21 protein-coding genes are annotated in these 23,810 nt (G+C 57.2%); 6 read left to right on the plus strand and 15 right to left on the minus strand.

Features of this window, described 5'->3' with window-relative positions:
• Window positions 1–167: 167 nt before the first annotated feature.
• The 7 genes from Absy_RS09300 to Absy_RS09330 form a co-directional block, all read right to left on the minus strand.
• A complete protein-coding gene (locus Absy_RS09300; RefSeq protein WP_048854484.1) occupies window positions 168–599 on the minus strand; it encodes a DUF1489 family protein in 432 nt (143 codons plus the stop codon).
• A gap of 44 nt (window positions 600–643) precedes the next feature.
• Window positions 644–1,798: a radical SAM family heme chaperone HemW gene (hemW, locus tag Absy_RS09305; protein ID WP_048854485.1), complete on the minus strand. Its 1,155-nt coding sequence runs from the start codon at window positions 1,796–1,798 to the stop codon at window positions 644–646.
• Window positions 1,799–1,802: 4 nt separating this feature from the next.
• Window positions 1,803–3,794 (minus strand): potassium transporter Kup, encoded by a 1,992-nt coding sequence (locus Absy_RS09310; RefSeq protein ID WP_048854486.1) that lies wholly within the window; start codon window positions 3,792–3,794, stop codon window positions 1,803–1,805.
• 122 nt (window positions 3,795–3,916) lie between these two features.
• Complete coding sequence (locus Absy_RS09315) at window positions 3,917–4,609, minus strand: YggS family pyridoxal phosphate-dependent enzyme (RefSeq protein WP_048854487.1); 693 nt, start codon at window positions 4,607–4,609, stop codon at window positions 3,917–3,919.
• 63 nt (window positions 4,610–4,672) lie between these two features.
• Window positions 4,673–5,698 (minus strand): NAD(P)H-quinone oxidoreductase, encoded by a 1,026-nt coding sequence (locus Absy_RS09320; RefSeq protein WP_048854488.1) that lies wholly within the window; start codon window positions 5,696–5,698, stop codon window positions 4,673–4,675.
• Between the two features lie 121 nt (window positions 5,699–5,819).
• Complete coding sequence (locus tag Absy_RS09325) at window positions 5,820–7,589, minus strand: chloride channel protein (RefSeq protein WP_048854489.1); 1,770 nt, start codon at window positions 7,587–7,589, stop codon at window positions 5,820–5,822.
• 92 nt (window positions 7,590–7,681) lie between these two features.
• Complete coding sequence (locus Absy_RS09330) at window positions 7,682–8,716, minus strand: TroA family protein (RefSeq protein WP_052945739.1); 1,035 nt, start codon at window positions 8,714–8,716, stop codon at window positions 7,682–7,684.
• 115 nt (window positions 8,717–8,831) lie between these two features.
• Between Absy_RS09330 and Absy_RS09335 the strand changes: the two genes are divergently transcribed.
• Window positions 8,832–9,044, plus strand: a complete 213-nt coding sequence (locus Absy_RS09335; RefSeq protein WP_173957014.1) for a hypothetical protein — start codon at window positions 8,832–8,834, stop codon at window positions 9,042–9,044.
• Here the strand turns inward: Absy_RS09335 and Absy_RS09340 are convergent.
• The 8 genes from Absy_RS09340 to tkt form a co-directional block, all read right to left on the minus strand.
• Window positions 9,041–9,268 carry a hypothetical protein gene (locus Absy_RS09340; protein ID WP_048854490.1) on the minus strand — a complete coding sequence of 76 codons (228 nt, stop codon included), beginning with the start codon at window positions 9,266–9,268 and terminating at the stop codon, window positions 9,041–9,043. The two genes, Absy_RS09335 and Absy_RS09340, sit on opposite strands and share 4 nt — an antisense overlap.
• A 12-nt stretch (window positions 9,269–9,280) precedes the next feature.
• Complete coding sequence (locus Absy_RS09345) at window positions 9,281–9,859, minus strand: gluconokinase (protein WP_048854491.1); 579 nt, start codon at window positions 9,857–9,859, stop codon at window positions 9,281–9,283.
• A 2-nt stretch (window positions 9,860–9,861) separates the two neighbouring features.
• Window positions 9,862–10,575: a ribose-5-phosphate isomerase RpiA gene (gene rpiA / locus Absy_RS09350; protein WP_048854492.1), complete on the minus strand. Its 714-nt coding sequence runs from the start codon at window positions 10,573–10,575 to the stop codon at window positions 9,862–9,864.
• Window positions 10,575–11,342, minus strand: a complete 768-nt coding sequence (gene pgl / locus Absy_RS09355; RefSeq protein ID WP_048854493.1) for a 6-phosphogluconolactonase — start codon at window positions 11,340–11,342, stop codon at window positions 10,575–10,577. The genes rpiA and pgl overlap by 1 nt, the downstream gene beginning before the upstream one ends.
• 37 nt (window positions 11,343–11,379) lie before the next feature.
• Window positions 11,380–12,255, minus strand: coding sequence for a Cof-type HAD-IIB family hydrolase (locus Absy_RS09360; RefSeq protein WP_048854494.1), 876 nt, complete (start codon window positions 12,253–12,255; stop codon window positions 11,380–11,382).
• A gap of 49 nt (window positions 12,256–12,304) precedes the next feature.
• Window positions 12,305–13,303 (minus strand): phosphogluconate dehydrogenase (NAD(+)-dependent, decarboxylating), encoded by a 999-nt coding sequence (gnd, locus tag Absy_RS09365; protein ID WP_048854495.1) that lies wholly within the window; start codon window positions 13,301–13,303, stop codon window positions 12,305–12,307.
• Between the two features lie 29 nt (window positions 13,304–13,332).
• Window positions 13,333–16,188 carry a bifunctional transaldolase/phosoglucose isomerase gene (locus Absy_RS09370; RefSeq protein WP_048854496.1) on the minus strand — a complete coding sequence of 952 codons (2,856 nt, stop codon included), beginning with the start codon at window positions 16,186–16,188 and terminating at the stop codon, window positions 13,333–13,335.
• A 91-nt stretch (window positions 16,189–16,279) separates the two neighbouring features.
• Window positions 16,280–18,382: a transketolase gene (tkt, locus tag Absy_RS09375; protein ID WP_048854497.1), complete on the minus strand. Its 2,103-nt coding sequence runs from the start codon at window positions 18,380–18,382 to the stop codon at window positions 16,280–16,282.
• Between the two features lie 341 nt (window positions 18,383–18,723).
• Here tkt and Absy_RS09380 point away from each other — a divergent pair, with 341 nt between their 5' ends.
• From Absy_RS09380 to Absy_RS09400, 5 genes are all read left to right on the plus strand, one after another.
• Window positions 18,724–19,296 (plus strand): ankyrin repeat domain-containing protein, encoded by a 573-nt coding sequence (locus Absy_RS09380; protein ID WP_048854498.1) that lies wholly within the window; start codon window positions 18,724–18,726, stop codon window positions 19,294–19,296.
• 112 nt (window positions 19,297–19,408) lie between these two features.
• Complete coding sequence (hisC, locus tag Absy_RS09385; RefSeq protein WP_048854499.1) at window positions 19,409–20,476, plus strand: histidinol-phosphate transaminase; 1,068 nt, start codon at window positions 19,409–19,411, stop codon at window positions 20,474–20,476.
• A 160-nt stretch (window positions 20,477–20,636) separates the two neighbouring features.
• Window positions 20,637–20,912 carry a hypothetical protein gene (locus Absy_RS09390; protein WP_048854537.1) on the plus strand — a complete coding sequence of 92 codons (276 nt, stop codon included), beginning with the start codon at window positions 20,637–20,639 and terminating at the stop codon, window positions 20,910–20,912.
• Between the two features lie 162 nt (window positions 20,913–21,074).
• Window positions 21,075–22,133 (plus strand): transporter, encoded by a 1,059-nt coding sequence (locus Absy_RS09395; protein WP_245614790.1) that lies wholly within the window; start codon window positions 21,075–21,077, stop codon window positions 22,131–22,133.
• 253 nt (window positions 22,134–22,386) lie between these two features.
• Window positions 22,387–23,805 carry a lytic transglycosylase domain-containing protein gene (locus Absy_RS09400; RefSeq protein WP_048854539.1) on the plus strand — a complete coding sequence of 473 codons (1,419 nt, stop codon included), beginning with the start codon at window positions 22,387–22,389 and terminating at the stop codon, window positions 23,803–23,805.
• Window positions 23,806–23,810 lie beyond the last annotated feature (5 nt).

Raw genomic sequence — 23,810 nt, forward strand, 5'->3', positions numbered from 1 at the left:
GCAGTGTCCTAGGCCTCTAGACGAACGGGACAAGAGGCGTTGTTGAGGTGGTGTTTAGAGGGGAAATTAAGCACCGTCAAGCAGCTAAATCTAAATTATCAATTTTTTTGGTAATCATCTTCTTAGCCTGTGTACCTGCGTAGTTGGTGGCATCTGCCATCAGCCGTTTATAGTCCAAGCAGGGTGAGTTCTTTTTGCAAGGATGGCGGAAGTTGGTCATGTCCCTGGCTTCCGGTCAAATCGGGTGGTGCATCTGCCGGGCGGAGGTAGCGCCAGCCTTGAAAAGGGCGCAGTGCACGCGCTTCCACCCGGATGATTTTGGGGTCAATAAAGAGCAGAGTACCCTGTGTTCCATCGGGCCGGGCTTCAGGTAAAATGTCCACCAACTGCTGGCGGCATAGAATAAGCCCGGCAATCACCCGGTAAAGAGACCCCCCCTGTAACAGCATATCAGCCTGTTTGGGAAAAGCGCGTGTATGCACGATGGGGAGCATTCGGCCACTTTTGGGGTGCAGGCGCAGGGTTGTTGGCAGTTTCTGGCGTTCAGCCAGCTCCTCCAGCGAAGTAACGCCAACAACAAGCTTGATCAGGTTTATCATGTCAGTCACATGGGGGTGGCGGAAAGAAGAGGCAAGTCGCTGCGTTAGAGAACCAGAGCAGCCAGCAGGGCCTCCAGCCTCAGGCGGCCCTCTGCCGTAGCGCGGAGGGTGTCTGTGGTGCGGGTTAGGTAGCCTTCGTCCAGAGCTTGCGCCAGAACGTTCTGGTCCACGGCATTGTCCAGTGGCAGCCCTGTGCGGGTGTAAAAGCGGTGCAGGTTTATGCCTTCCTGCACACGTAGGCCCATTAACAGCATTTCCTGCGCGCGTTCGTGGGGTGCCAGTTCTTCAGCCGATGTTTGGCCTGTTCCGGTTTTTTCCACACGTTCTGCCCATGGTTCAGGGGCACGGTGGCGGCGGGTGGCGGTTAACGTGTTGCCCAAACTCAGGCGTCCATGTGCACCGGGGCCAATGCCCAGATAATCCGCATACCGCCAGTAGGTCAGGTTATGTTGGCTCTCGCTGCCTGGGCGAGCGTAATTGGAAACCTCATAGGCGTTCATGCCATGGGCTTGTGTGAGTTCTGCTGTGGTATCGTACAGAGCCGCCGCTGTATCGTTATCGGGTAAGGTAAAAGATCCCTTGCGATATAAGGCTTCAAACCGTGTTCCCGGCTCAATCGTAAGTTGATAGAGCGAGAGGTGGTCATCTGCGAGTTGCAGGGCGGTGGTGAGTTCTTCCCGCCATGCGGTTATGGTCTGCTCCGGGCGGGCATAGATCAGGTCAAATGTCAGGCGGGGGAACAGGCTTCGGGCTGTTTCCAGCGCTGTGCGGGCCTGTGCGGCAGAATGTTCGCGCCCAAGGAACGAGAGCGCGCGGTCATTGAGGGCCTGAATGCCAAGGGAAACCCGGTTTACGCCAGCCTGCCGGAACTGGTGGAGCCGTTCTGCTTCCACGCTGGTCGGGTTGGCCTCCAGCGTGATCTCCAGATTGGGTGCGGGGTCAAATAGGGTCGTGGCATCTTCTATCAGGGCGGCCACGGTTTCAGGAGCCATAAGCGAGGGTGTACCACCACCAAAAAAGATGGAGGTCAGCTTTCTGCGGCCAAGGCGCGCGGCATCATGTGCCAGTTCGGCCCGGAGTGCCTTTGCAAACCGGGCCTGTGGAATGCTGTCCCGCACGTGTGAATTAAAATCACAGTAGGGGCACTTGGCCAGACAGAATGGCCAGTGGATGTAAAGGGCAAGAGGTTCGTTCTGCACGCGCTCAGATCGCGACCTTCACGCCCAGTTCTACCACGCGGTCAGGCGGAATGCGGAAAAACTCCATGCTTGAGGTCGAGTTGCGGAGCATGAACAGGAAGATGGACATGCGCCACCGCGACATACGCGGCACAGAGGAGCGTGTGACCAGTTCGCGCGATGTGAAATACGAGGCCTGAAGAGCATCAAAATCCACACCATTGGCTTTGAGTTCTTCCAGTGCCCGCGGAATGTTGGGCATTTCCATAAAGCCATAGCGCAGAATAACGCGGTACACATCCGGGGCCAGTTCTTCCACCGTTACGCGGTGCCCGCGTTCGGCTTCCGGCTGGTCAAGGTTCTGCACGGTTACAAACAGAACATGGTCGTGCAGGATCTTGTTGTGGCGCATGTTATGCAACAGGCAGGGCGGCACAAAGTCTGGTGTGCTGGTCATAAATACGGCCATGCCCGGTACGCGCACAATGGTGCGGGACTGGGGCAGGCGTGCAATAAACGACCCCATGGGCAGGCTGTCCTGCCGCTGACGGGCAATAATAAGGCCACGCCCCTTTTTCCATGTTGTCATCATCAGGGTCAGCACGCAGCCAAGCATGACGGGAACCCAGCCCCCATCGGGGATCTTGAGGGCATTGGCGGTAAAGAAGGTGCCGTCCAGTAGCAAAAAGCCACCAAATACCAGCCCCACCTGCCAGGCAGGCCAGTTAAAGTGCTTGCGAAAGACTGCAATGGCCAGCACGGAAGTGCAGATAAACGTGCCTGTAACCGCAATGCCGTAAGCGGAGGCCAGAGCATCCGAACTACGGAAGGCCAGCACCAGCAGCACTGCCCCCACAGCCAGAAAACGGTTGAAGTCAGGCAGGTAGATCTGGCCTTCTTCTTCCGCATTGGTGTGGGTAATGCGCAGCCGTGGCATATAGCCAAGCTGAATAAGCTGGCGGCAGAGCGAAAACCCGCCCGAAATGCCAGCCTGACTGGCAATAACCGTTGCCAGAGTGGAGAGCAGGACCATAGGACCCTGCATCCAGTTCGGGCAAAGCAGGAAGAACGGGTTGGCCAGTGCCTTTGGGTCGGCAATAACCAGTGCGGCCTGCCCAAAGTAGTTGAGCACAAGCATTGGCAGTACAAAAAAGAGCCACGCATAGCGGATGGGTGCGCGGCCAAAGTGCCCCATGTCGGCATACAGGGCCTCGGCCCCGGTTACGCACAGCACAACTGCCCCCAGCGCAAGGAAGGAGAGTTTACCGTGGTAAAAGACGAACTCCAGCGCATAGGTAGGGGATAACGCCAGCATAATGGTGGGGTGGTGCAGAATCTGGAGCAGCCCCAGCACCCCTAGCGTGCCAAACCAGAGCAGCATGATCGGCCCGAATATGGTGCCAACGCGGCCTGTGCCCACCCATTGCACACTAAACAGGCTGATAATGACCAGTATGGCAACTGGAATAACCACCTCGTGCGCTGCGGGGATACTGACTTCCACCCCCTCAATGGCAGATAGAACGGAAATGGCAGGGGTAATAATACCATCCCCAAAAAACAGACAGGTGCCAATAATCCCGACCATACCCAGGACCAGTCGCGTTCGCGCGCTGGTTGTTACGCGCTGGGCGAGGGACATGATCGCCAGAATACCGCCTTCGCCATTATGGTCTGCCCGCATGATGAGCAGTACATATTTAACGGTAACGATCAGAATAAGGGTCCAGAAGATAAGGCTGGCAACGCCCATGATCTCCCATGGTGCAACCTTGTGGTGGTCGGAAATGACTTCCACCGTGGACCGGAACGCATAAAGCGGGCTTGTGCCAATATCACCGTACACAACGCCCAACACACTCAACAGAGCGGCAAAGCCAACAGGAGCCATGGCATGTTGCGGCTGATCCGCGTCGAATTCAGCAATCCGGCGTGGTTCTGGTGCTCCGTTTGTCTGTTGCGGTCCACCCGGAGCTGGGGCGGAGCCGGTAGGCTTTGTACTGTCGGTGTCTGTCATGGCATTTCTGGCTCCGCGTCAGGGGCAGAAGAAGAAAAAAGAAATTCTAGGCTGCCCTGCATAAGGTGGGGAGAGTGCCAGAGGCAAGGGCATACCCGCTACCATTATTAAGAATAGGCAGTTCAGGCTAGTGTTGGGCGGGGTCCAAATATTGCGCTGCCAACCCGTACCAGAGTGGCCCCCTGTGCAATGGCCTGCTCAAAATCGGCTGACATCCCCATGGAGAGCACAGGCAGGCCGTGGGTGTGCGCCATGCTACGCAGGAGCTGGAAATGGGGTACGGGGTCCTGCTGCGCGGGGGGAATGCACATAAGCCCGCGCAGCGATGCACCAAACCGTTGCACGCACAGGCGGATAAACCCATCGGCCTGCTCACGTGGTACGCCAAACTTCTGGGGTTCGTCACCTGTATTGACCTCGACCAGCAGGTCGGGCAGCCGCCCTTCCGCATCGGCTGCTCTGGCAATGGCGTCCACCAGAGCGGGGCGGTCAAGGCTCTCAATCATATCCGCAATACGGACAGCCTCCCGCGCTTTATTGGTTTGCAGGCCACCAATCAGATGCAGCCGCAGGTTGGGGTGAGCTGCCCGCAGGTTGGGGAATTTGGTGGCGGCTTCCTGCACCCGGTTTTCGCCAAATACGCACTGGTGGGCCGCCAGAGCCTCCTGCACACTGTGCAGGGGATGGAATTTGGACACAGCCACAAGTGTGACCGACGCCGGGTCCCGCCCTGCGGCCTGCGCAGCAGCGGTCATACTGTTGCGCACGCTGGCAAGCCTTTGCGCAATGGTCGTGGAGGGGAAAGACGTATCCATATGGCCCCGGAGTTCCTTAAAAGACGGAGGCAGGGGCAAAGCCCTGCTGATGCTCCATACCTTTTAGGCGCTGGAAACGGCTAATACAATTTTGCCAATATGTTGACCGTCTTCCAGCGCCTTGTGCGCCTGTGCAGCCTGATCAAGGGGGAAAACCGCATGGATCAGGGGCCGTATGGCACCCTTATCGAGCAGGGGCCAGACATGTTCGTGCAGCTCACGTGCAATGCGGGCTTTGTTGCCGCTATCTCTGGGGCGCAGGCTGCTGCCTGTTACGATCAGGCGGCGGGTCATAATCCGGGCCAGATCAGCCTGTTCGGCTTTTGCGCCGCCTTGCAGGGCAATAATGATCAGCCTGCCATCCATGGCCAGAGATTTGAGGTTACGGTTAAAGTAAGCTCCGCCAATCATATCCAGAATAATGTTGACCCCCTTGTCGTGTGTCAGTTCCCGGATACGGGTCAAAAAATCTTCCGTGCGATAGTTAATGGCGGTTGCTCCCAGCTCTTCGCACAGGGCACATTTTTCCGGACTGCCAGCCGTGGCAAAAGCCTGTCCGCCAAAAGCCTTGACCAACTGGATGGCGGTTGTGCCAATACCGCTTGTGCCGCCATGAATGAGCACTCGCGCCCCCTGCGCCGGTGGGGTCGGCATGAACAGGTTGGACCAGACGGTAAAATAGGTCTCTGGCAGGGCGGCGGCCTGCTCGGCAGTAAAGCCTGTGGGCCACGGCAGGCATTGGCCTGCGGGTACAAGGCAATATTGGGCATAACCCCCACCATTGGTTAAGGCACAGACACGGCTGCCCTGTGCGGGCATGGGTGTGCCATCCTGTGGCAGACCACAGGCAACAACTTCCCCTGCTATTTCCAGCCCCAAACGGGGGCATGCGCCCGGTGGGGGGGGGTATAACCCCTTGCGTTGCATAAGGTCGGGCCGGTTAACCCCAGCAGCCATGACCCGTACCAGCACTTCCCCTCTGCCGGGTTGGGGAACCTGGAGTGTTTCAAGGTGCAGAACATCAGGCTCACCGGGGTCGGTAAAGCAGACAGCTTGCATGGAGGTAGGAACAACAGGTGTAACAGACATGGGACACCGCCAGTTCAGGCCAAAAACAGGTAGGCTGAATATGGCGTGTGGGACCGCAGGGTAAAAGGGCCAGTACGATCACGTCCGTGCTATGTTGTGCGGGGTGGAACGGTTGTGGTGGCTATTTGCCGTGTTTTTCCCCTGCCAGTTCGCGGCGGGTTCGTTCCAGTTCCTCGGCGTAGCGGCGCAGAACATAACGTTCGCTCAGAATGCCCAGAATACGGCCATCCTTGTCTGTTACAGCCAAGGCAGGGCGCGCTGTGCGTTCAAAGGCGGCTACAGCATGTCCGATCGAATAGTCGGGGGAGAGAACTTCTCCATCATTGTCTACAATGGCCGCAAGGGGCTGATCTGGCGCTATGGCAATGGATTGGATCAGATTACTTTCCAGTAGTCCGGCGTAATGGTTGTATCCATCGTGCAGAACAATGTAGCGGGGCATACGCCCTGCAAAGATTGTGCGGGCGTTGGCGACTGTTGTGCTGGCATCCAGCAGATCCAGCTGGGTACGCATCATACGGCCCACTGTCAGCGTGCGCATCCACCCGACATCCACGCCGGATCGAATGTTTTCTCCCCGCAGGTGGAAGCGCCATGTTGCAAAGGAATAACCAAAAATACGTTTGACCGTAAAGGAGGCCACCAGTGCGGTCAGGGCCACGGCTGCGGTCAGGTTGGCACTATGGGTTGTCTCGAGTGTGAGCAGGATCATGGTCAGTGGGCCACCAATAATGGCAGTCGCCAGTGCACACATGCCTGCAACGGTGCACAGGGTAAGGGAGATGTCCATAATGGGCGTGACCACACTGGCAAAGGCCGCACCTGTGAGAACGCCCAGATAAAGTGATGCAAAAAACAATCCGCCACGGAACCCCGAACCGATGGACAGGGTGGAAGCCGCCGCTTTAAGTAACAAAAGCCCGATTGCCGCCCAGAACAAAGGCGGGTTCACCAGTCCGGCCCGCATGGCAATATGACCAGAGGACAGGACCGTGGGCGATAGAATGGCCAGCCCGCCAACCAGCAGCCCGCCAACCATCGGGCGGAGCCATACGGGTCTGATGCATGTGGCAAAAACCTGTTCCGCGTAGGCTGCGCTCTTCATCAGGGTAACGCCGATCAGAGCAGAGATACCCCCCAGCACGGCCAGAAGAGGATAGGCCAGTGGCGGCACATCCTGCGGAATGGTCATGGTAATGGCGGGCAGGGTTTCCCCGGTCAGGTGGACAACGGCCAAAGCACAGAGGGAAGCGCAGGCTACAGGGGCGAGTAACGGGAAGGCATAAGACCCAATAATCAGCTCAAAGGCGTAAAAAGCCCCGGCCAAGGGGGCGTCAAAGGCGGACCCGATGGCACCTGCCGCGCCACACCCCACCAGCAGGCGTACATCAGCCCGGTGCATACGCAGATTGCGGCCAATGCGCGAACCAAAAGCACTGCCAATCTGGCTGAACCCAGCCTCCAGCCCAAGGGAAATACCACAACCGTTGGACAGAATGGTCTGCCCCGTAACAATCAGGCTATCGCGGAGCGACATGCGGCCACCGTGCAGGGCATTGGCCTCAATCGGGTCAACCGGGCGGTGGCGGTTGTGGCGTTGCAGGGCATAATGCCACAGGCCCAGTAGCAGGCCGCCGGTAGCAGGTACGAGCAAGGCGCGCCATGGGGCTACATGCTCCAGCCCGGAAAGGCGTTTGTATCCCGGTGCCAGCATGTTGTGGGCCAGCAGAGTGGTAAAGGTAATAAGGCTTACGGCCAGCCCTGCCAGAATGCCGGTTATGGCGGCGAGGACAATAAGCCATAGCGAGTCCGTGCGGACCAGAGCGCGCAATGCGGCCAGCCACCGGGACGGTGTTTTGTGAGTGCGCAGATGGTCCAGCAACGCTGTCATGGTTTACGGCATAACAGCATTGGAGGCAGGGCGTCCAATAAGATGCATGACGGTCATGTTTATTCTGTGGAGCCCTGCTGCCGGGCAAGGGCTTAGGGAGCGGGGGGCTGTGCTGCCAGAATACGCGCAATATCATCATCACTCAGATGATGACGGAAGAAGATGTTATAAAAATTGCGCACGGCTATTTGCATATCCAAATCTGCAAACAGGGCCGGATGGAGTTTTTTTGCTGCCCACTGGAGCTGTAGCAGTTCCTCGCAGCCATAGCGGTCCCATGCAAAAACCCCTTTGGGGTTGGTCCACCATTTTTGCTGCTTGAACGCATTCAGGGTGCGTAAGGGGGAAGACTCCGGCAGGTCCCCGGCCGAAGCATCCACAATCACTACATCGGGGTTCCAGACTGCAATCTGTTCAAAGCTGACTGGCCTGTGGTTGCCAGCAACAGTTGCTGCGTTGGTGCCACCCGCGGCCTGAATCCACGCATCGATCAGGGTTTTGCTGCCATCAATCTGGAGGGGGGATAAGCGGGCAATATGGAGCACCCGCGGGCGTTCTGAAGGATGGAGCTGGGCCGTGCGGAACTTGAGCAGCTCCAGAACACGCTCCATTTCCTGCCGGTAGCGTTTGGCCGTGTTGTGGGCTTCCGTTGTGCCAATGGCTTCGGCACTCATGTCCAGCGAGGTCAGCATGTCCGGCATGGTCATGTATTCGGCCGCAAGGGCATTGATGCCTGATCGGCGGAGTTCTTCTGCCTTGCTCGCAGTGGGGACAAACACAAGCCCGATCCTGTTGGCAAGCAGGTATTCGGCACTGGCCGTATCGGGTTTGATACCGATATGAGCCGTGTACAGAATGGGTGCAATTTTAAAAAGCCAAGGATTATCCGCAGGATTTTCTGCTGTAATGCGAATACGGGGGGCCGCCCCCAGCATGACACTTATCTCGTTATGGGCGAACCATAAATCCGCAATGGGGGCTGCCGAATTCTTGATCTCAACAGTGGCACCACTCATATCAGTCACAAGGCGCGCATGGGCTGGCCATGAAGTGCCGAGCACAAGGCTTGCTGCCAGTGCGGCAACACAACGTAACAGGCCAGCATGTTGAGAGCGGGGGAAGGTCATGCGTTTATCCTAATTTTATATACATTAAAATACGGACAGGGGCCTTGCAAGTCGCATTGGCGGGCATGGTCGGGTAACAGGCAGGAGCCTGCTGCCAGTGTGGGGGGGGCAGAACGTGCGTAAACATAGTGTTATGGTTGGGGACAGGGTTTTGTACCATGCTGCGCAGTTATCGCACGCTCAGCGCTTTGCCCAGGCCCGGCAGGCGGAGGGCATAGCCGCTTATGTTGTGCCAGATCAAACACCTGCACCTGCGCGGAAGGTGCGCATGAATCCGTTAACAGGAAAACCGTACAAAAAGCCCCAGACCGGGCAAAAGGCGCGTTAGACCGTAACGGTACGGTTACGTCGCCAGCTATCTTCCAGCGCATCGGCCGGATCGGTGTGTGGGGCGCTCCATGTGCCCTCCTGACCGGGGGCATGGGTGAGTGCGCGCCATGTGGCATCCCCCGCTACCCGCTCTATAACAACATGCCATGATGGAGGAATACGGCCTAGCAGGCGCTCCATTTTTTGGCCGGATGTAAGCGGTTTGGCGTAGTTATGCCCCATGTTGCTGGTCTTTCAGTGATGTTTGGCTTTGAGCAGACCCATGATCTGGGCAACAACTTCCGCAGGCTGATGTTGGGTGGGGAGTGACCATGCTGGTTCATCAGGTTGTGGAGGTTCGAGTGTATCCAGTTGGTTGGGTAGCTGACTGGCAGGCATAAAATGCCCTGTACGTGTGCTTAAGCGGGTTTGGAGTGTTTTTTCGTCTGCATGAAGGTAGATGAACTGCACATTCAGCCCCTGCGCACATAATCTGTTACGATATGCCCGCTTGAGGGCCGAACAGGCCAGAATACCGCCAGTATGTTGTTCCGCGCAGGAGCTGAGCCACGTATGGCACCGCGCCAGCCATGCTGTGCGGTCCTGATCGGTCAGGGGAATGCCTGCCTGCATTTTGGCAATGTTGTCCGCATCATGCAGGCTATCCGCATCCAGCCAGGGCCAACCCAGTTCGTTGTGCAGACCTTCCGCTATTGTGGTTTTGCCAGAACCGCAAACACCCATGACCACAATAAGACGTTTGGCAATGCCGTGCGCAGCAGGCTGGGCAGGCAGCGCATGATCTGGCGGAAAGTCGGAACTGTTAAAAGGCATTTTTAGCGCTCCTGTGGTGTAAGCACACGAATTCCTTCCGGGCCTGCGGTAATGGTCTGGGTTGCCATATGCAGGAACAGGCCATGCTCCACCACACCAACAATGTTGTAGAGCGCATGGCTGAGTTTTTCTGGTTCCATAATGGCTGGAAAAACGCAGTCCATAATCAGATTTTTTTCATCTGTGAGAAAAAACGAACCGTCGCGCACCCGTCGCGGAGTGACCTGCGCACCAAGTTGGCCCAGTTTGCGGGCGGCGTTTTCCCACCCAAAAGGAATAACTTCAACCGGTAGGGGGCAACGCATCCCCAGATGATCCACGTATTTGCTGGCGTCAGCAACAACCACAAACTGGGAGGCGGCAGAGGCCACAATTTTCTCCCACAGGAGCGCGCCTCCAAGACCTTTGATCAGGTTCAGAGTTTTGGGTTCAATTTCATCCGCGCCATCAATGGCAATATCCAGTTCTGGCTGCTCGCCAAAAGTCGTGAGAGGGATACCTTCCTCCCGCGCCTGTTTTTCGGTCACAACGGATGTGGGTATGGCCTTGATGCGTAACCCTTCCTCGCGGATCCGGCGGCCAAGTTCGGCTACAACAAACTTGGCTGTGGAGCCTGTGCCAAGGCCCACGGCCATGCCGGTCTGCACAAGAGCCGCTGCCTGAATGGCACATTGCTGCTTAAAGGCAGCGGCGGGGTCGAGTGGGGTGGCTGTCATCAGTTTGTCTGTTCCTGTTCCTGTTGGTCCGAAGGGGCCGCTGCCCGGTCTGTAAACCATGCCAGATCACCCTGTGCCGTAATGGCACTGGCGGGGCAAGCTGGGTCCTGTGCACGAATGCGCGCCAGAATATCCCGTTTGGCAGCACCTTCCACCAAAAAAACAATATGCTGGCTGGCGTGTAGGGCAGGGTAGGTCAGCGTCAGGCGGGTATGCGGGGCGGTTGGGGGCGTGCAGGTGGCCACCCATGCCTTGCGGTTATTCAGAACAGGCTGGTTGGGAAAAAGAGATGCCGTATGTCCATCCGTGCCAATGCCAAGTAGCTGCACATCAAAAAACGGCCGGTCAGGGAGCAGGTTTGGAGCACCATACAGTTCCTGTAGCGTGCGTTCGTAAGCTTTGGCGGCATCTTCTGCCGTGCCATGGTCAGGCATGGGGAAAATGTTGGATGCAGGAATGGGCGCTTTGGAAAAAAGCAGGCGTTGCATCATGCCAAAATTACTGTCCGCATGGTCATGCGGTACAAACCGGTCATCCCCAATGAAAAACTGCATGTTTGTCCATGGAAAGCGGTCCACATATGGTGCGCTGGCCATCAGAGCATACAGGTGCTGGGGGGAAGAACCACCGCTGAGCGCAACCCTGAATGGTGTGTGTGCAGGCTTGGCAAGGCTGCGCTCCAGTAACCAGTCCGCCAGACCGGTTATAAGAGCATCCTTGGTGGGAAAAACGTGCAGGGTACCAGTGGCGGTGGTCTGTCCGGGCATGGGTGTGTCTTTCATGATCACGGCGAGGGTGGGGGTATTATAAAAACTGGGTGGAACTGGAGCCGGTGCGGGGAAAAATAAAGTCCGTTATGGCTCTGGCCCAGCCTTCCTGCGTGTTGGCACCCGTTACAAAATGTGCGCAGGCCTGCACATCGGGCGTGGATTGCCCCATGGCAATGGACAGGCCCGCAATGGACAGCATGGGCACATCGTTGTTCATGTCCCCAATACAGGCCACTTCCTCCACGCCAATACCGTAATAGGCGGCCAGTTGGTGCACTGCGTACCCTTTGTTGGCATGGAGCGGTGTAATATCCAAAAACCATTTGCTGGAAAGAGCAACACAGGCGCGCCCTGCAAGTTTGTGGCCGATACCGGCTTTCAGGTCATGCAGGGTGGCGTGGTCTGCTGTGGAGCCTGCGACCTTGCCAATATTGTGGATGCGGGCTTTCAGGTCAGTAATTTGTGTGGGGGTGGTCTGCACTGTTCGGCTTTCTGCCTGCACCAGTGGGTCCTGTGTATTGCGTACAAGCCAGTCATGCCCGCTAAACAGCCATGCCTCCACCTGCGAGGCGGCAAGCATATCCAGCGCATCCAAGACGGTTTGCGGGTCGAGCGACAGGCTGGAGCGAACGCTGCGGTCCGGGTTGAAGAGCGTGCCCCCATTGAGTGCGCCGTAGGGGGTGCGGATCTTCAACTGGTCAAAATACATTTCTATGCCGCCGGGTGGGCGGCTGCTGACAAGGCAGAGTGGAATACCCGCAGCTTGCAAAGCCTGAGCGGCAGACAGGCTTTGCGCTGTAATCTGTTTGTCAGGGGTAAGCAGCGTGCCATCCATGTCCGAGACAACAAGACGTATGCGGTTGGCAGGAGGGCGGTCAGGACCGTGCCTGTTTTGTCCGTTTCCTGCCATTGCGCGCTCCCCTGTGCCCCTGCCAGTAACAGGGCAGGGGAATATGGCTTTAACCTTTGTTTTCTACGTGACCACCAAAGCCAAACCGCATGGCGGACAGCACTTTTTCGGCAAATGTATTGTCACTGCGTGAGCGAAAGCGCGTGAACAGGGCGGCCGTCATAACCGGGACGGGTACAGCCTCTTCAATCGCTGCTTCAATCGTCCAGCGTCCTTCGCCTGAATCGCTGACTTCTCCGCTGAATTTGGAAAGCTCGCTGTTATTGGCAAGAGCTTGCGCCGTAAGGTCCAGCAGCCAGGAGGACACCACGCTCCCCCTCCGCCAGACTTCGGCAATATCCGCCATGTTCAGCGAAAACCGTTCATCTTCGGCCAGCAATGGGGAGTCCTTGCGGTACATAACGTCAAACCCTTCCGCAAAGGCCTGCATCATGCCGTATTCAATGCCGTTATGAACCATTTTAACAAAATGGCCTGATCCAGCAGGTCCACAATACAGGTAGCCCTGTTCTGCACGGGGGTCCAGACCTTCGCGGTCACGGTCGGGGGTACGGGGAATATCCCCCATGCCGGGGGCAAGGGCTGCCAGAATGGGGTCAATATAATCGGCGGCATCCTTGGCGCCACCGTACATCATGCAGTAGCCACGTTCCAGGCCCCATACGCCGCCTGATGTGCCAATATCCAGGTAATCAATACCTTTTTCGGCCAGTATTTTGGCGCGGCGGATATCGTCTTTGTAGTAGGTGTTGCCACCGTCAATCACAATATCGCCCTGCGCCATAAGCCCAGCGAGGGACATAACGGTTTCTTCCGTAATGTCGCCTGCAGGGAGCATGGACCATACAATTTTTTTGGGACCATTCAGCCGTGCCACCACATCGGCCAGACTGGTCGCACCTGTGGCGCGGCCAGCTTCCGCACGCGCTACGGTTTTTTCCACCGCAGCGTTGTCCCGGTCGTAAACAACAACGTCGTGTCCGTGGCGTGTCAGGCGGACGGCAATGTTGCCCCCCATCCTGCCCAGCCCAACAATGCCAATCTGCATGAATGTCTCTCTTGGTTCGGATCTCAATGTTACAGGGCGTCATGCAGGGCTGCGGCCAAGGCTGCAAGCCCTTCCTTGAGCTTGCCGCGGATGTGCACGCGCAGTGCGCGGCGTTTGCGCTCGCTTAGCACATCAAAATCCCCCCGTGCCTGTGCGGCTTCAACCACGCCAAATGTATAGCTGGTGTTTGGTACGGGCAGGTCCCGTGCATTGTCGGCTGTTATTTGCAGGAATACCCCCGTGTTCGGTCCACCTTTGTAGGCCTGACCTGTGGAGTGCAAAAAGCGCGGCCCAAAACCTGTGGATGTTGCAATGGTTTTTGCATCCCGCACATGCAGGCGGATATGCTGGAGCCATTCTGCAGTTTCACGGTTACGTTCAATAAAAGCCAGCAGAGCTACGTAATCGTCGGGTTTAACGCGGTCAAAATGGGCTTTGAGAATACCAGCGGCACTCTCTGCCTTAACCGCCTCCGCATTGTCTGGGTCTGCAAAAAAAGCAAGAGGTCCAAATTCCGCAAAAGGTGTTTGGGCTGGCAGAGCTCCGGTTTTTTCGTACGCTTCAGTCAGCTTGCGGGTTTCAACCTTGGTGGATTCCACATCCGGCTGGTCAAATGGGTCAATGCCCATAAATGCACCGGCAACAGCAGTTGCCATCTCCCACCGGAAGAATTCCTGCGCAATCTGGCGCTTGGTATGTAAGTTGATGGTAATAACCGGCTGGCCTGCGTCAATCAGGGTTGCAATGGCTTCGTCCTGCTCATGCCTGTGTTCGGGTTCAAGGCGCAGGTAAACAAACAGCCGGTCCTTGCCGTAGCGGCTAGGGCCACCCAGTGTTTCGTTATCAACTGGAATAATGCCTTTGCCATGTTTGCCGGTGGATTCCGCTACCAGCTGCTCCAGCCATGCACCAAAATCCGCAATCTGGGGGGTGGCGATAATAGTCAGCTTGTCTCGCCCCAGTGCCGTGGCGGCAACCCCCATAAGGGTACCTAGCTGCACGCCGGGATTAACGGCAGGTGGCACGCTGGCATCGCACAGGCGTACTCCGCGCAGGGCATCTTCCAAAAACAGGCGTACGGGCACACCTGCGGCGGCGGCAGGAACAAGCCCGAAGTTGGAGAGAATGGAGTAGCGGCCACCAATTTTGGGATCGCCAGCAAAAATTTTCCAGAACCCTTCCTGCCTGGCTAGAGCTTCGAGTTTGGATCCGGGGTCCGTAATGGCTACAAAGTGCGCGCCTGCTTTTTCCTTCAGGGCGCGTTTTGCCAGATCCTGAAAATAAGCCAGCATAATGTTCGGCTCAAGCGTGCTGCCAGACTTGGAGGCCACAATAAACAGCGTGTTGTAGGGGTCTATCTTGCGTTCAAACGCAGCGACCTGCTGTGGGTCGGTGCTATCGAGCACATACAGATGACCAAAACCTTCATGCTTGCCAAAAGTCATGGCGAGCACTTCTGGCCCCATGCTGGACCCCCCCATGCCCATAAGCAGAACCTGCTGAAAGCCCCGGGCCTTAACTTCAGCCTGGAATGTTTCCAGTTCAGCGATATGGGCCAGCCGTTCGTCCACTACAGTCAGCCAGTTGACCCAGTCAGATTCGGATTGGCCAGTCCATACGGCGGCATCCTTGCGCCAGAGACGGCGAACAGTCCCCCCTTTGCGCCAGTCTTCCAGACCGGCCTGAACCGCTGTCTCAAGGTCTGCGGGCAGGCTGGTTTTCAGGGATGTGAGCTTGTTGCCCATCAGGGCAATCTGCTTGGTGGCAACAGACCCGAGGAGCGCATCAAACGCATCTTCAAAGGCACGTACGCCTTCATCGAGCAATGTTGTGGTGACGCCGTTAAGATCAAGTCCAAAACGCTCGGTGTCATCCATGACCTGACGGGCTTCGGCAATGCCCTGTGTCAGGGTTTCGCTGACCGTGCCATGGTCACGGAACGCATCCATGGTTGCAGGGGGGAGCGTGTTAACCGTGTGTGGGCCGATCAGCGTGTCCACATACAGCACATCGCTGTAGGTTTTGTCCTTGGTGCCCGTGGAGGCCCAGAGCAGACGTTGGGTTTGCGCACCTGCATCCTCCAGCACTTTCCAGCGTGGGGTCTGCATGATTTCCTGCCAGTAAACATAAGCCATCTTGGCGTTGGCAATGGCAACCTTGCCCCGCAGGTTGCGCAGATTCTGGGCGTGCTGGTCCCCTGCTTCGATCCGGCGGTCAATGGTGGCATCAATCTTGCCATCAATCCGGCTGACGAAAAACGAGGCCACAGAAGCCACGTGGGAGAGGTCGCCCCCGCGGGCCTTCAGGTCTTCCAGCCCGGCTAGCCAAGCTTCAACCACATCCCTGTAGGCTGCGAGCGAGAAAATGAGTGTCACGTTAACGTTAATGCCCGCAGCAATAGTTTTGCGTATGGCCGGAATGCTCTGTGGCGTTGCGGGGATTTTGATCATCAGGTTGGGGGCGTTTACGTCCGCCCACAGCCGTTCTGCTTCCTGCGTTGTACCGGCCTCATCACGGGCCAGATAAGGGGAGACTTCAAGGCTTACAAAGCCGTCCCGTCCTTTGGTCTGTTGGTAAACCGGGGCAAGCACGCGGGCGGCTGCCTGAATGTCGGCTACGGCCAGACGTTCGTAGAGTGCACCGGGGGAAAGAATGTCATGCGCCAGAAGTTCGCGCATCTGCTGGTCATATTCCGTGCCTTCTCCCATCGCTTTCTGGAAGATGGCGGGATTGGAGGTCACGCCACGTATGTCTCCGCTCTGCACCAGTTTGGCCAGTGACCCATCCTCCACAAAGGAACGGCGGATAAAGTCCAGCCATGGAGACTGCTGGACCGTGCTCAGGGCCTGTAGTGGGTTGCTGCCTGTTGGTGCAGAGGCGGTCATACGTGCATATCCTTATCCTGCCCGGCTCTTCTCCTGGTCGGGAAAAGCCGGGCCTCATCCTGTAACCGTTACGCCAGACTGGGCGTCTGGTTCAGCCTGCCTGTTTGCGGGCTGCGTCCACAACGGCTTCCACCGTAAAGCCAAAATGCTTGAGCAACTGGCCTGCCGGACCCGATGCACCAAAACCGTTCATGGCGATAATGGTGCCTGTGGGGCCTGCGTAGCGGTCCCATCCAATGGGGGAACCAGCTTCCACCACCACGCGCCCCGTTACTGCGGAGGGTAGGACGCTTTCGCGGTAAGATTGTGGCTGGGCTTCAAACAGTTCCCAGCTTGGCATGGAGACCACACGGGCAGGGATGCCTTGGGCACTCAGGGTTTCGTAAGCATCAACCGCCAGCGAGAGTTCGCTGCCGGTTGCAATCAGAATGACCTTGGGGGTCTGCTCGCTGCTGGCCAGCACATAAGCCCCTTTTGCCAGACCGGAGGCCGGTGCGTAACGCGTCCGGTCCAGTGTGGGCAGGTTCTGGCGGCTGAGTGCCAGCGCAGCAGGGCCGGAGCGGTTGGCAATCAGGTAGCGCCACGCTTCGGTTACTTCGTTTGCATCTGCCGGGCGTAATGTAACCAGTCCGGGGGTTGCCCGCAGTTGCACCAGCTGTTCAATGGGCTGGTGGGTTGGGCCATCTTCCCCCACACCAATGGAATCGTGGGTAAAGATATAGGTCACTGGCAGCCCCATCAGGGCGGACAGGCGGATGGGTGCCTTCATATAGTCCGAGAAGATCAGGAACCCGGCTCCATAGGGGCGCAGGCCATACAGGGCCATGCCGTTAACAATTGCGCCCATGGCATGTTCGCGCACACCAAAGTGGAAGTTACGACCAGCATAGCTGCCACCCCACTTGACTGGCTGAAAACTGGCTTGCCCCTTGAGCAGTGTTTTGGTGGATGGTGCCAGATCGGCAGAACCCCCAAGCAACCACGGCAGACGGCCAGCCACGGCGTTCAGCACTTCCCCCGAACTTGCGCGGGATGCAATGCCTTTGGCATCGGTGGGGTAGAGTGGGAGATCCGCATCCCATCCTTCTGGCAGGTTGCCGCCAAAAATGGCGTCCAGCTCGGCAGCTTCTGCCGGGTAGGCCGTATGGTATTCGGCAAACAGTTTTTCCCATGCCGTACGTGCGGTTGCCCCGCGTGCGCCAAGTCCTGCCTGCATGTGGGGCAGAACCTCGTCTGGTACGGCAAAGTTGCTGTCTTCTGGCCAGTTGAGGAATTTTTTGGTCTCACGCACTTCTTCCGCACCCAGCGGTTCGCCGTGGGCGGATGCCTTGCCAGCCTTGTGCGGCGCGCCCCAGGCAATAACGGAATGTGCGATAATCAGGGTTGGCTTGTTGCGCTCGGCCTTGGAGCGGTCAATCAGCTCAAGGAATGCGGTCGTGTCATTGGCATCCTTGAGTTCGAGTACCTGCCAACCGTAAGCTGCGAACCGTTCTGCCACATTTTCCGTAAAGGCGACTTCGGTCGATCCTTCGATGGAAATGCGATTGGAATCGTAGATCCACGTCAGGTTGCCCAGTTCAAGATGCGCAGCGAGCGAGGCGGACTCGCTGGACACGCCTTCCATCATGTCGCCGTCACCACAAAGTGTATAAATATTGTGGTCAAACAGCGTAAAGCCGGGCTTGTTGTAGCGCGCAGCCAGCCATTTTTCGGCAATGGCCATGCCTACGGAGTTCCCGCAGCCTGCGCCGAGCGGGCCTGTTGTGGTTTCCACCCCTGTGGTGTGGCCATATTCCGGATGACCGGGAGTTTTGGAGCCAAACTGGCGGAACTGCTTGAGGTCTTCCACGCTGAGTGCGGGGTCTGCCGTGACCTTGCCATTTGTAACCTGGCGGATGCCTGCAACATGGATCAGTGCGTAAAGCAGCATGGAGGCATGACCGATGGACAGCACAAAGCGGTCCCGGTTGGGCCACAGTGGGGCTGCGGGGTCGTAGTTCAGGGTGTTCTGCCACAGGGTATAGGCAATGGGGGCCATGGACATGGCCGCGCCCGGATGCCCGGAATTGGCGTTCTGCACGGCATCCATGACCAGTGTGCGAATGGTGTTGATGCACAGTGTGTCCGGGTTGTTTGATCTACCGGCTTCAGCTCCGGCTGGCGCACGAAGGGGGGTAGAAAAAGAAACGCGCATAGCGGGCCTGTCCTCCAACTGGGCTTTATGTGGCAAAGCCCGCAAAATAGGGTCGGGGCCTGCGCACGAGGCCCCAATAAAAGAAGTTTTTGCACAATTCCACGGTTCTGCATTTTTCGGCAAGAGACGAGCTTGCACCGGGCAGAACCCTTGCGGAGTTATCCAGTTCTACCCATTATATCAAAGGAGTTGTTTTTCTACCATGTTCCCCGGCCTGTCTTTGCTAACGGGGAGGACGGGGAAGAGAGGATGTGGCATAACCGAGAGGTCGGTCAGGCCGCATCGATCAGAAGGCAGGCGGTCTGTCTTCTGGGTTTAACCGTTTTTTCCGGAGGTCAGCCATGACAGAAGAGTCTAGCCGGGTACAGTCCGGGCAGGCCCCCGCCAATCCGGCAGCCGGAGAGGGCGGGCAGGCTTTTACGCGTGAGCAGGTGGAAGCCCTGTTCATCAATGCCGCCAGAGAAGGGGATGCAGACCTGCTGGCCCGGTTCCTTGATGCAGGAATGAGCCCGAACCTGCAGGTGGAAAAAGGCTACACCCCTCTTATTCTGGCATCCTACAATGGTCATAAGGACGCCGTGCGCGTGCTTTTGAGCCGTGGAGCTGATGCCAATCTGCAGGATGAAAAAGGGGCAACGGCTCTGGCAGGTATTGCCTTTAAAGGTGATGCCGTTCTGGCCCGTATGCTGCTTGATGCAGGAGCCGAGGTGGATATTCCCAATGCCGTTGGTCGTACGCCCCTTATGTTTGCAGTCATGTTCGGGCGGGATGATGTGGCGCGCATTCTGCTTCAGGCCGGTGCCAATGTGCTGCTGCGTGATGGGGAGGGGCTGAATGCGCTTGATCTGGCGCAAAGGCAGGGTAATGCAACACTCTTGCAGGATTTGAAAAAAGCGGTAGGCGTTTCTGCCTGACCCTGTGCAAAAAGCCTGACCACAAGGTCGCGCATTGATGTTTTTGCTGAGTTTTTTTTGAGCAACGGTCTGCCAGTGCAGGCCGTTTAACTTGTTTTATGGAATGATCAGAATGAGTCGTTTTTGGAGCCCCCTTGTGCACACCCTTACGCCGTATGTGCCGGGTGAACAGCCAAAGATTGCCAATCTGATCAAGCTGAACACCAATGAATCGCCTTATGGTCCGTCCCCACGTGCGCTGGAGGCCATAAAGGCAGCTACGAACGAGAGTATGCGCCTGTACCCGGACCCGGAGGCTCTGGCCCTGCGGACAGCACTGGGGCAGCGTGTCGGGCTGGATGCAGCGCATGTGTTTGTTGGCAATGGTTCGGACGAAGTGCTGGCGCACGCTTTTCAGGCTCTGTTTGCGCATGGGGATCCGTTGCTCTTCCCCGATATCAGTTACAGTTTTTACAAGGTTTATTGCGGTCTGTACAAGCTGCCCTACCGTATGGTGCCCTTAACGGCGGACATGCGTATTGCAGTGGAAGATTACGCAGGCCCATGCAGCGGTGTGGTTATTGCCAACCCCAATGCGCCAACAGGTATTGCCCTTGGGCTGGAAAGCATACGCGCCCTGCTGGAAATGCACCCGGACCGGGTTGTGCTGGTGGATGAGGCCTATGTGGATTTTGGGGCAGAAAGTGCCGTGGCTCTGGTCCGGGATTATCCCAATCTGCTGGTTGTGCAGACATTCTCCAAATCCCGTGCGCTGGCGGGGGCGCGGGTTGGCTTTGCCTTTGGGCAGCCCGAGCTGATCGAAGCTCTGGTGCGGGTCAAGGACAGCTTTAATTCTTACCCGCTGGATCGTCTGGCGCAGGTTGGGGCCACGGCGTCTGTTGAGGATGAGGCATGGTTTACCCAAAGTGTGCAGCGGGTCATACAAAACCGGAGCCTGTTGAGCACTGGACTGGAAGCTCTTGGTTTTGAAGTCTTGCCGTCCATGGCAAACTTTGTTTACACTCGCCATCCCGATCGTGATGCAGGAGAACTCGCAGCGCAGTTGAGATCCCGGGCCATTCTTGTCCGGCACCTGAAGGGTGAACGCACAATGGCGTGGTTGCGCATTACGGTTGGTACGGAAGAGCAGTGTCAGACGTTGCTTGATGTTTTGCGCGATAGTGTTCTTCGCAATTCGTAAAAACCGTCTGGTCATCTATCCGGTCATCCCAATCTGAATTGGGTCATGTCCGCTTTGTGTCCAAAGCGGGTGCAGCCGGATGGTCAGGTATTAAATTTTTAAGACATAAACCGTGCCGCATACCCAGCCGCACGGTCTTGATTTGATGGAGGGTCTGTTCATGCGCGCTTTTCGCGGCCAGATGTCTGATAACCAGCCGATCCGGCGTTCTTTGCCGGAAAAACAGAAACAACTGCGTGACCTGAAGGAAACGCTGGCGGCCATGAAGTCCCACACGTCTCCTGCATTGAAGGAGAGTGTGCGCAAACGCATAGCCCAACTTGAGGCAGAGCTTACAGCCGCACCTGTGCTTAAGTCCAACCGTGCCGGTGGGGCTGCTCGCCCCAAGCAGGAACGCACAGCAACACCGCGCCGGCCAACAATACGCTCCCTTTAAAAACAGGGTAGAAATGAGGGGAGGGGTGGTTGACCGCTCCCCTTTTTGTGTGGCTTGTGCGTGTTGTAGAGCCTTTTAGCCTTCACCATTGCCGCGATCGGGTGTTTGCGGCGTACTGGAAAAAAACCTCCATAACAGATTAGCAGAACAGGGAGATCGGAATTGGCTGGAACCACTTTATCTCCACTGGCAGATTTGCTTTCTGAAGGAGGAACCCTGCTGCGTGATGGTCTGGTCTGGGCCATTTACTGCCGTCCCGGTCAGGAGCCGCAGGAACTGGAGCGCGATGTTGTTGTTCATCGCCTGACAACTGGGAATTTTCCACCAGAATTTGCCGAAGGTGAGGGGTGGGCATGGTTCCACTTCGATATCGTGCATACCATGTCCCGCCATCAGATCGAGACCATTCCCTCTCTGCCGGAGGAAGTGCGGCAGGTGCTGACCAATCTGGAACGCAGTACCCGGCTGGAAAGTGAGGGGGATATTGTTTTTGGCGCGCTTCCCGCGTTTGACGATACCTCGACAGATGATGACCGTAATGTCAGCACCTGGCGTTTTGCTCTGGAGTCGGATTTGCTGCTTACGACCCGGCGGCATCCCATCCCTGCTCTTGGGGTGGTTTTTCATGAGCTCAAGCGTGGTCTGGTGCCCCGTTCCCCCGCCAAGGTGGTGGACCGTGCCTTGCTGGAATTTGCCGATACGCTTCGGCGGGACTTTGCTCGTCTGGATGACCAGTTGGATCGGGCGGAAGATGTGCTGCTGATGCTCGACCGCGATACGGATCTGGGGCGGGTGAGTGGTCTGCTCGGTATGGTGCGTCGTCGTTCCACGGAACTGCGGCGGGTTTTGGCCCCTGTGGACCGTATTTTTCGGGATGAAGAGCTGGAGTTGCCCGAATGGGCGGAAGATGACCTGAAGGACAGGTCTCACCGGCAGGTCCATGCAGCGCTCGATGACCTTATGGCGCTTCAGGATCGTGCCCGCTCGTTGCAGGATGAGCTGACCTCCAATCAGGCGGAAGAAACCAACCGACGGCTGTATATTCTGACCGTTGGCACCATTCTTATGTTGCCTGCAACATTGGTGACGGGCTTTTTTGGTATGAATACCGGTGGCATGTTCCTGACCAATGGAACATGGGGTACTGTGGACGCTGGCGGGCTGTGTTTTTTAATTATGATGGGAACATGGTTCCTGCTTAAGGTTATCCGCTTTTTGTAAGGGGCGGTGGCAGCACTTTTTTGCAGAATGTGTGGATCAGGCCAAAATTGTGGTGCTGGGCCTGCTTTGCCATAAAATAAACCAGATTGAACGCTACAGCCCCGAACTGGAGACGTGTGGGAACTCTTGGTGGTTTCTGGCATGTGGGGTATGCACGTATAAACAGATGGTTGCATTTTTTGGCCCGGTTATGCTGCACCCGGCGTGGATCAGGCTACGCTTCCTGTACCAAGGCAAGGATGGATTAAACAGCATGACAGGCAGACAGGCCCCTTACAGGATGCAAGACTGTTGTGCCGTCAGTCAGTTACGCAATGTTATGAGCAGGTTCAAAAGCGTGCTGGCCTTGGGCCTTCTGGCCCTGCTTGCCGCCTGCGCGGGACAGCCCGGAGGGACTGACACGGACGTGCCAGTTGCGCAGGAAGCCGAGTTTTACCGCGAACATGCCCGTTCCTACTATGCTCCGCCCGGCCCACCAGAGGATCCGTGGGGGCCATATATTCAGGAAGCATCCAAACGGTTTGATGTGCCGGAGGAATGGGTCCGCGCCGTTATTCAGCAGGAATCGGGGGGGCGGTTATTCCATGATGGTCAGCTGGTTACATCTGGCCCCGGCGCCATGGGGTTAATGCAGCTTATGCCCCCAACGTATGACGAAATGCGCGCCGCCTATAACCTTGGGAGCGATGCGTACGAACCGCATGATAATATTATGGCGGGCACGGCCTATTTGCGTCAGCTATACGATGTATATGGTTCTCCGGGCTTTTTGGCGGCCTATAATGCTGGTCCCGGTCGGCTGGAAGATTTTATTACCCGCAATCGCACCCTTCCGCGGGAGACGCGGAATTATGTTGCCTCCATAGGGCGGCGTATTGTTGGCATTTCGCCGCTTAACCGCTCTCAGGCGGATATGCAGGTGGCAAGCCATGATTCGTTTGCACAAAGCGCGGCAGGGGTTTCTGCAGCCCGTACGCAGGGAGGGATCAGTGCGGTCCGGGCAGCGTGGTCTAATCGCCAGCAGGGTACCATGCAGCCGGTACAGGTGGCAGACGCCATTGGTGGGGATGATACATCGGCGGACAGTGCGGCTGTACAGGCTGGTTCTTACGGGCAGGGCTGGCACCCTGTTTCACGTAAAACGCGGGTTGATGGGTTAACGGAAAGTCCGGCGGATGTGCGGGCAATCTGGGCCAAGCGGCTGGGAGCCTCTGCCCAGACAGCGGAGCAGACAACCCCGGTACAGGTTGCCCAGACAACAGATGATACGGCGGAAGCATCCCCCCCGGTAATAGAAAGCGGGGTGGAAAGTGCAGAACCAGCCCGTGTCGCGCTGGCGCAGGGGCATACAGAAGGGAATTTACGCCTGTTCTCAAGCGCCCATGCAGAGCCAGCCCCCCTGCTCAGCAGGAAGGTGCGGGGGCAGGAGGCTAAAAACTGGGCTATTCAGGTTGGGGCATTCAGTTCCGCTGCTTTGGCCCAGCAGGCATCAGGGCGTGCCCAGCATCAGGAAAGTCTTTTGTCTGGCGCGCATGTTCAGATTGCTGCGGTGCAGGCAGCAAAAGGGCGGCTATATCGCGCCCGTTTGACCAATCTTTCCCACACGGATGCACTGGGCGCATGCCGCAAAATGAGCGGCTGCGTTGTGATTTCCCCCGAATCGCGGCCCTGAGTGGG

Source organism: Acetobacter syzygii (genome assembly GCF_000964225.1).
Lineage (GTDB): Bacteria > Pseudomonadota > Alphaproteobacteria > Acetobacterales > Acetobacteraceae > Acetobacter > Acetobacter syzygii.

What these genes read in the sequence shown, in the direction of transcription:
- Absy_RS09325 (WP_048854489.1), bottom strand. Translation starts at nt 7,589, where the DNA reads ATGACAGCGTTGCTGGACCATCTGCGCACTCACAAAACACCGTCCCGG.
- hisC (WP_048854499.1), top strand. Translation starts at nt 19,409, where the DNA reads ATGAGTCGTTTTTGGAGCCCCCTTGTGCACACCCTTACGCCGTATGTG.
- Absy_RS09320 (WP_048854488.1), bottom strand. Translation starts at nt 5,698, where the DNA reads ATGTCTGTTACACCTGTTGTTCCTACCTCCATGCAAGCTGTCTGCTTT.
- Absy_RS09345 (WP_048854491.1), bottom strand. Translation starts at nt 9,859, where the DNA reads ATGCCTTTTAACAGTTCCGACTTTCCGCCAGATCATGCGCTGCCTGCC.
- Absy_RS09390 (WP_048854537.1), top strand. Translation starts at nt 20,637, where the DNA reads ATGCGCGCTTTTCGCGGCCAGATGTCTGATAACCAGCCGATCCGGCGT.
- Absy_RS09310 (WP_048854486.1), bottom strand. Translation starts at nt 3,794, where the DNA reads ATGACAGACACCGACAGTACAAAGCCTACCGGCTCCGCCCCAGCTCCG.
- Absy_RS09360 (WP_048854494.1), bottom strand. Translation starts at nt 12,255, where the DNA reads ATGGCAGGAAACGGACAAAACAGGCACGGTCCTGACCGCCCTCCTGCC.
- rpiA (WP_048854492.1), bottom strand. Translation starts at nt 10,575, where the DNA reads ATGACAGCCACCCCACTCGACCCCGCCGCTGCCTTTAAGCAGCAATGT.
- Absy_RS09330 (WP_052945739.1), bottom strand. Translation starts at nt 8,716, where the DNA reads ATGACCTTCCCCCGCTCTCAACATGCTGGCCTGTTACGTTGTGTTGCC.
- Absy_RS09315 (WP_048854487.1), bottom strand. Translation starts at nt 4,609, where the DNA reads ATGGATACGTCTTTCCCCTCCACGACCATTGCGCAAAGGCTTGCCAGC.
- gnd (WP_048854495.1), bottom strand. Translation starts at nt 13,303, where the DNA reads ATGCAGATTGGCATTGTTGGGCTGGGCAGGATGGGGGGCAACATTGCC.
- Absy_RS09380 (WP_048854498.1), top strand. Translation starts at nt 18,724, where the DNA reads ATGACAGAAGAGTCTAGCCGGGTACAGTCCGGGCAGGCCCCCGCCAAT.
- Absy_RS09370 (WP_048854496.1), bottom strand. Translation starts at nt 16,188, where the DNA reads ATGACCGCCTCTGCACCAACAGGCAGCAACCCACTACAGGCCCTGAGC.
- Absy_RS09300 (WP_048854484.1), bottom strand. Translation starts at nt 599, where the DNA reads ATGATAAACCTGATCAAGCTTGTTGTTGGCGTTACTTCGCTGGAGGAG.
- tkt (WP_048854497.1), bottom strand. Translation starts at nt 18,382, where the DNA reads ATGCGCGTTTCTTTTTCTACCCCCCTTCGTGCGCCAGCCGGAGCTGAA.
- Absy_RS09400 (WP_048854539.1), top strand. Translation starts at nt 22,387, where the DNA reads ATGACAGGCAGACAGGCCCCTTACAGGATGCAAGACTGTTGTGCCGTC.
- pgl (WP_048854493.1), bottom strand. Translation starts at nt 11,342, where the DNA reads ATGCCCGGACAGACCACCGCCACTGGTACCCTGCACGTTTTTCCCACC.
- Absy_RS09340 (WP_048854490.1), bottom strand. Translation starts at nt 9,268, where the DNA reads ATGGGGCATAACTACGCCAAACCGCTTACATCCGGCCAAAAAATGGAG.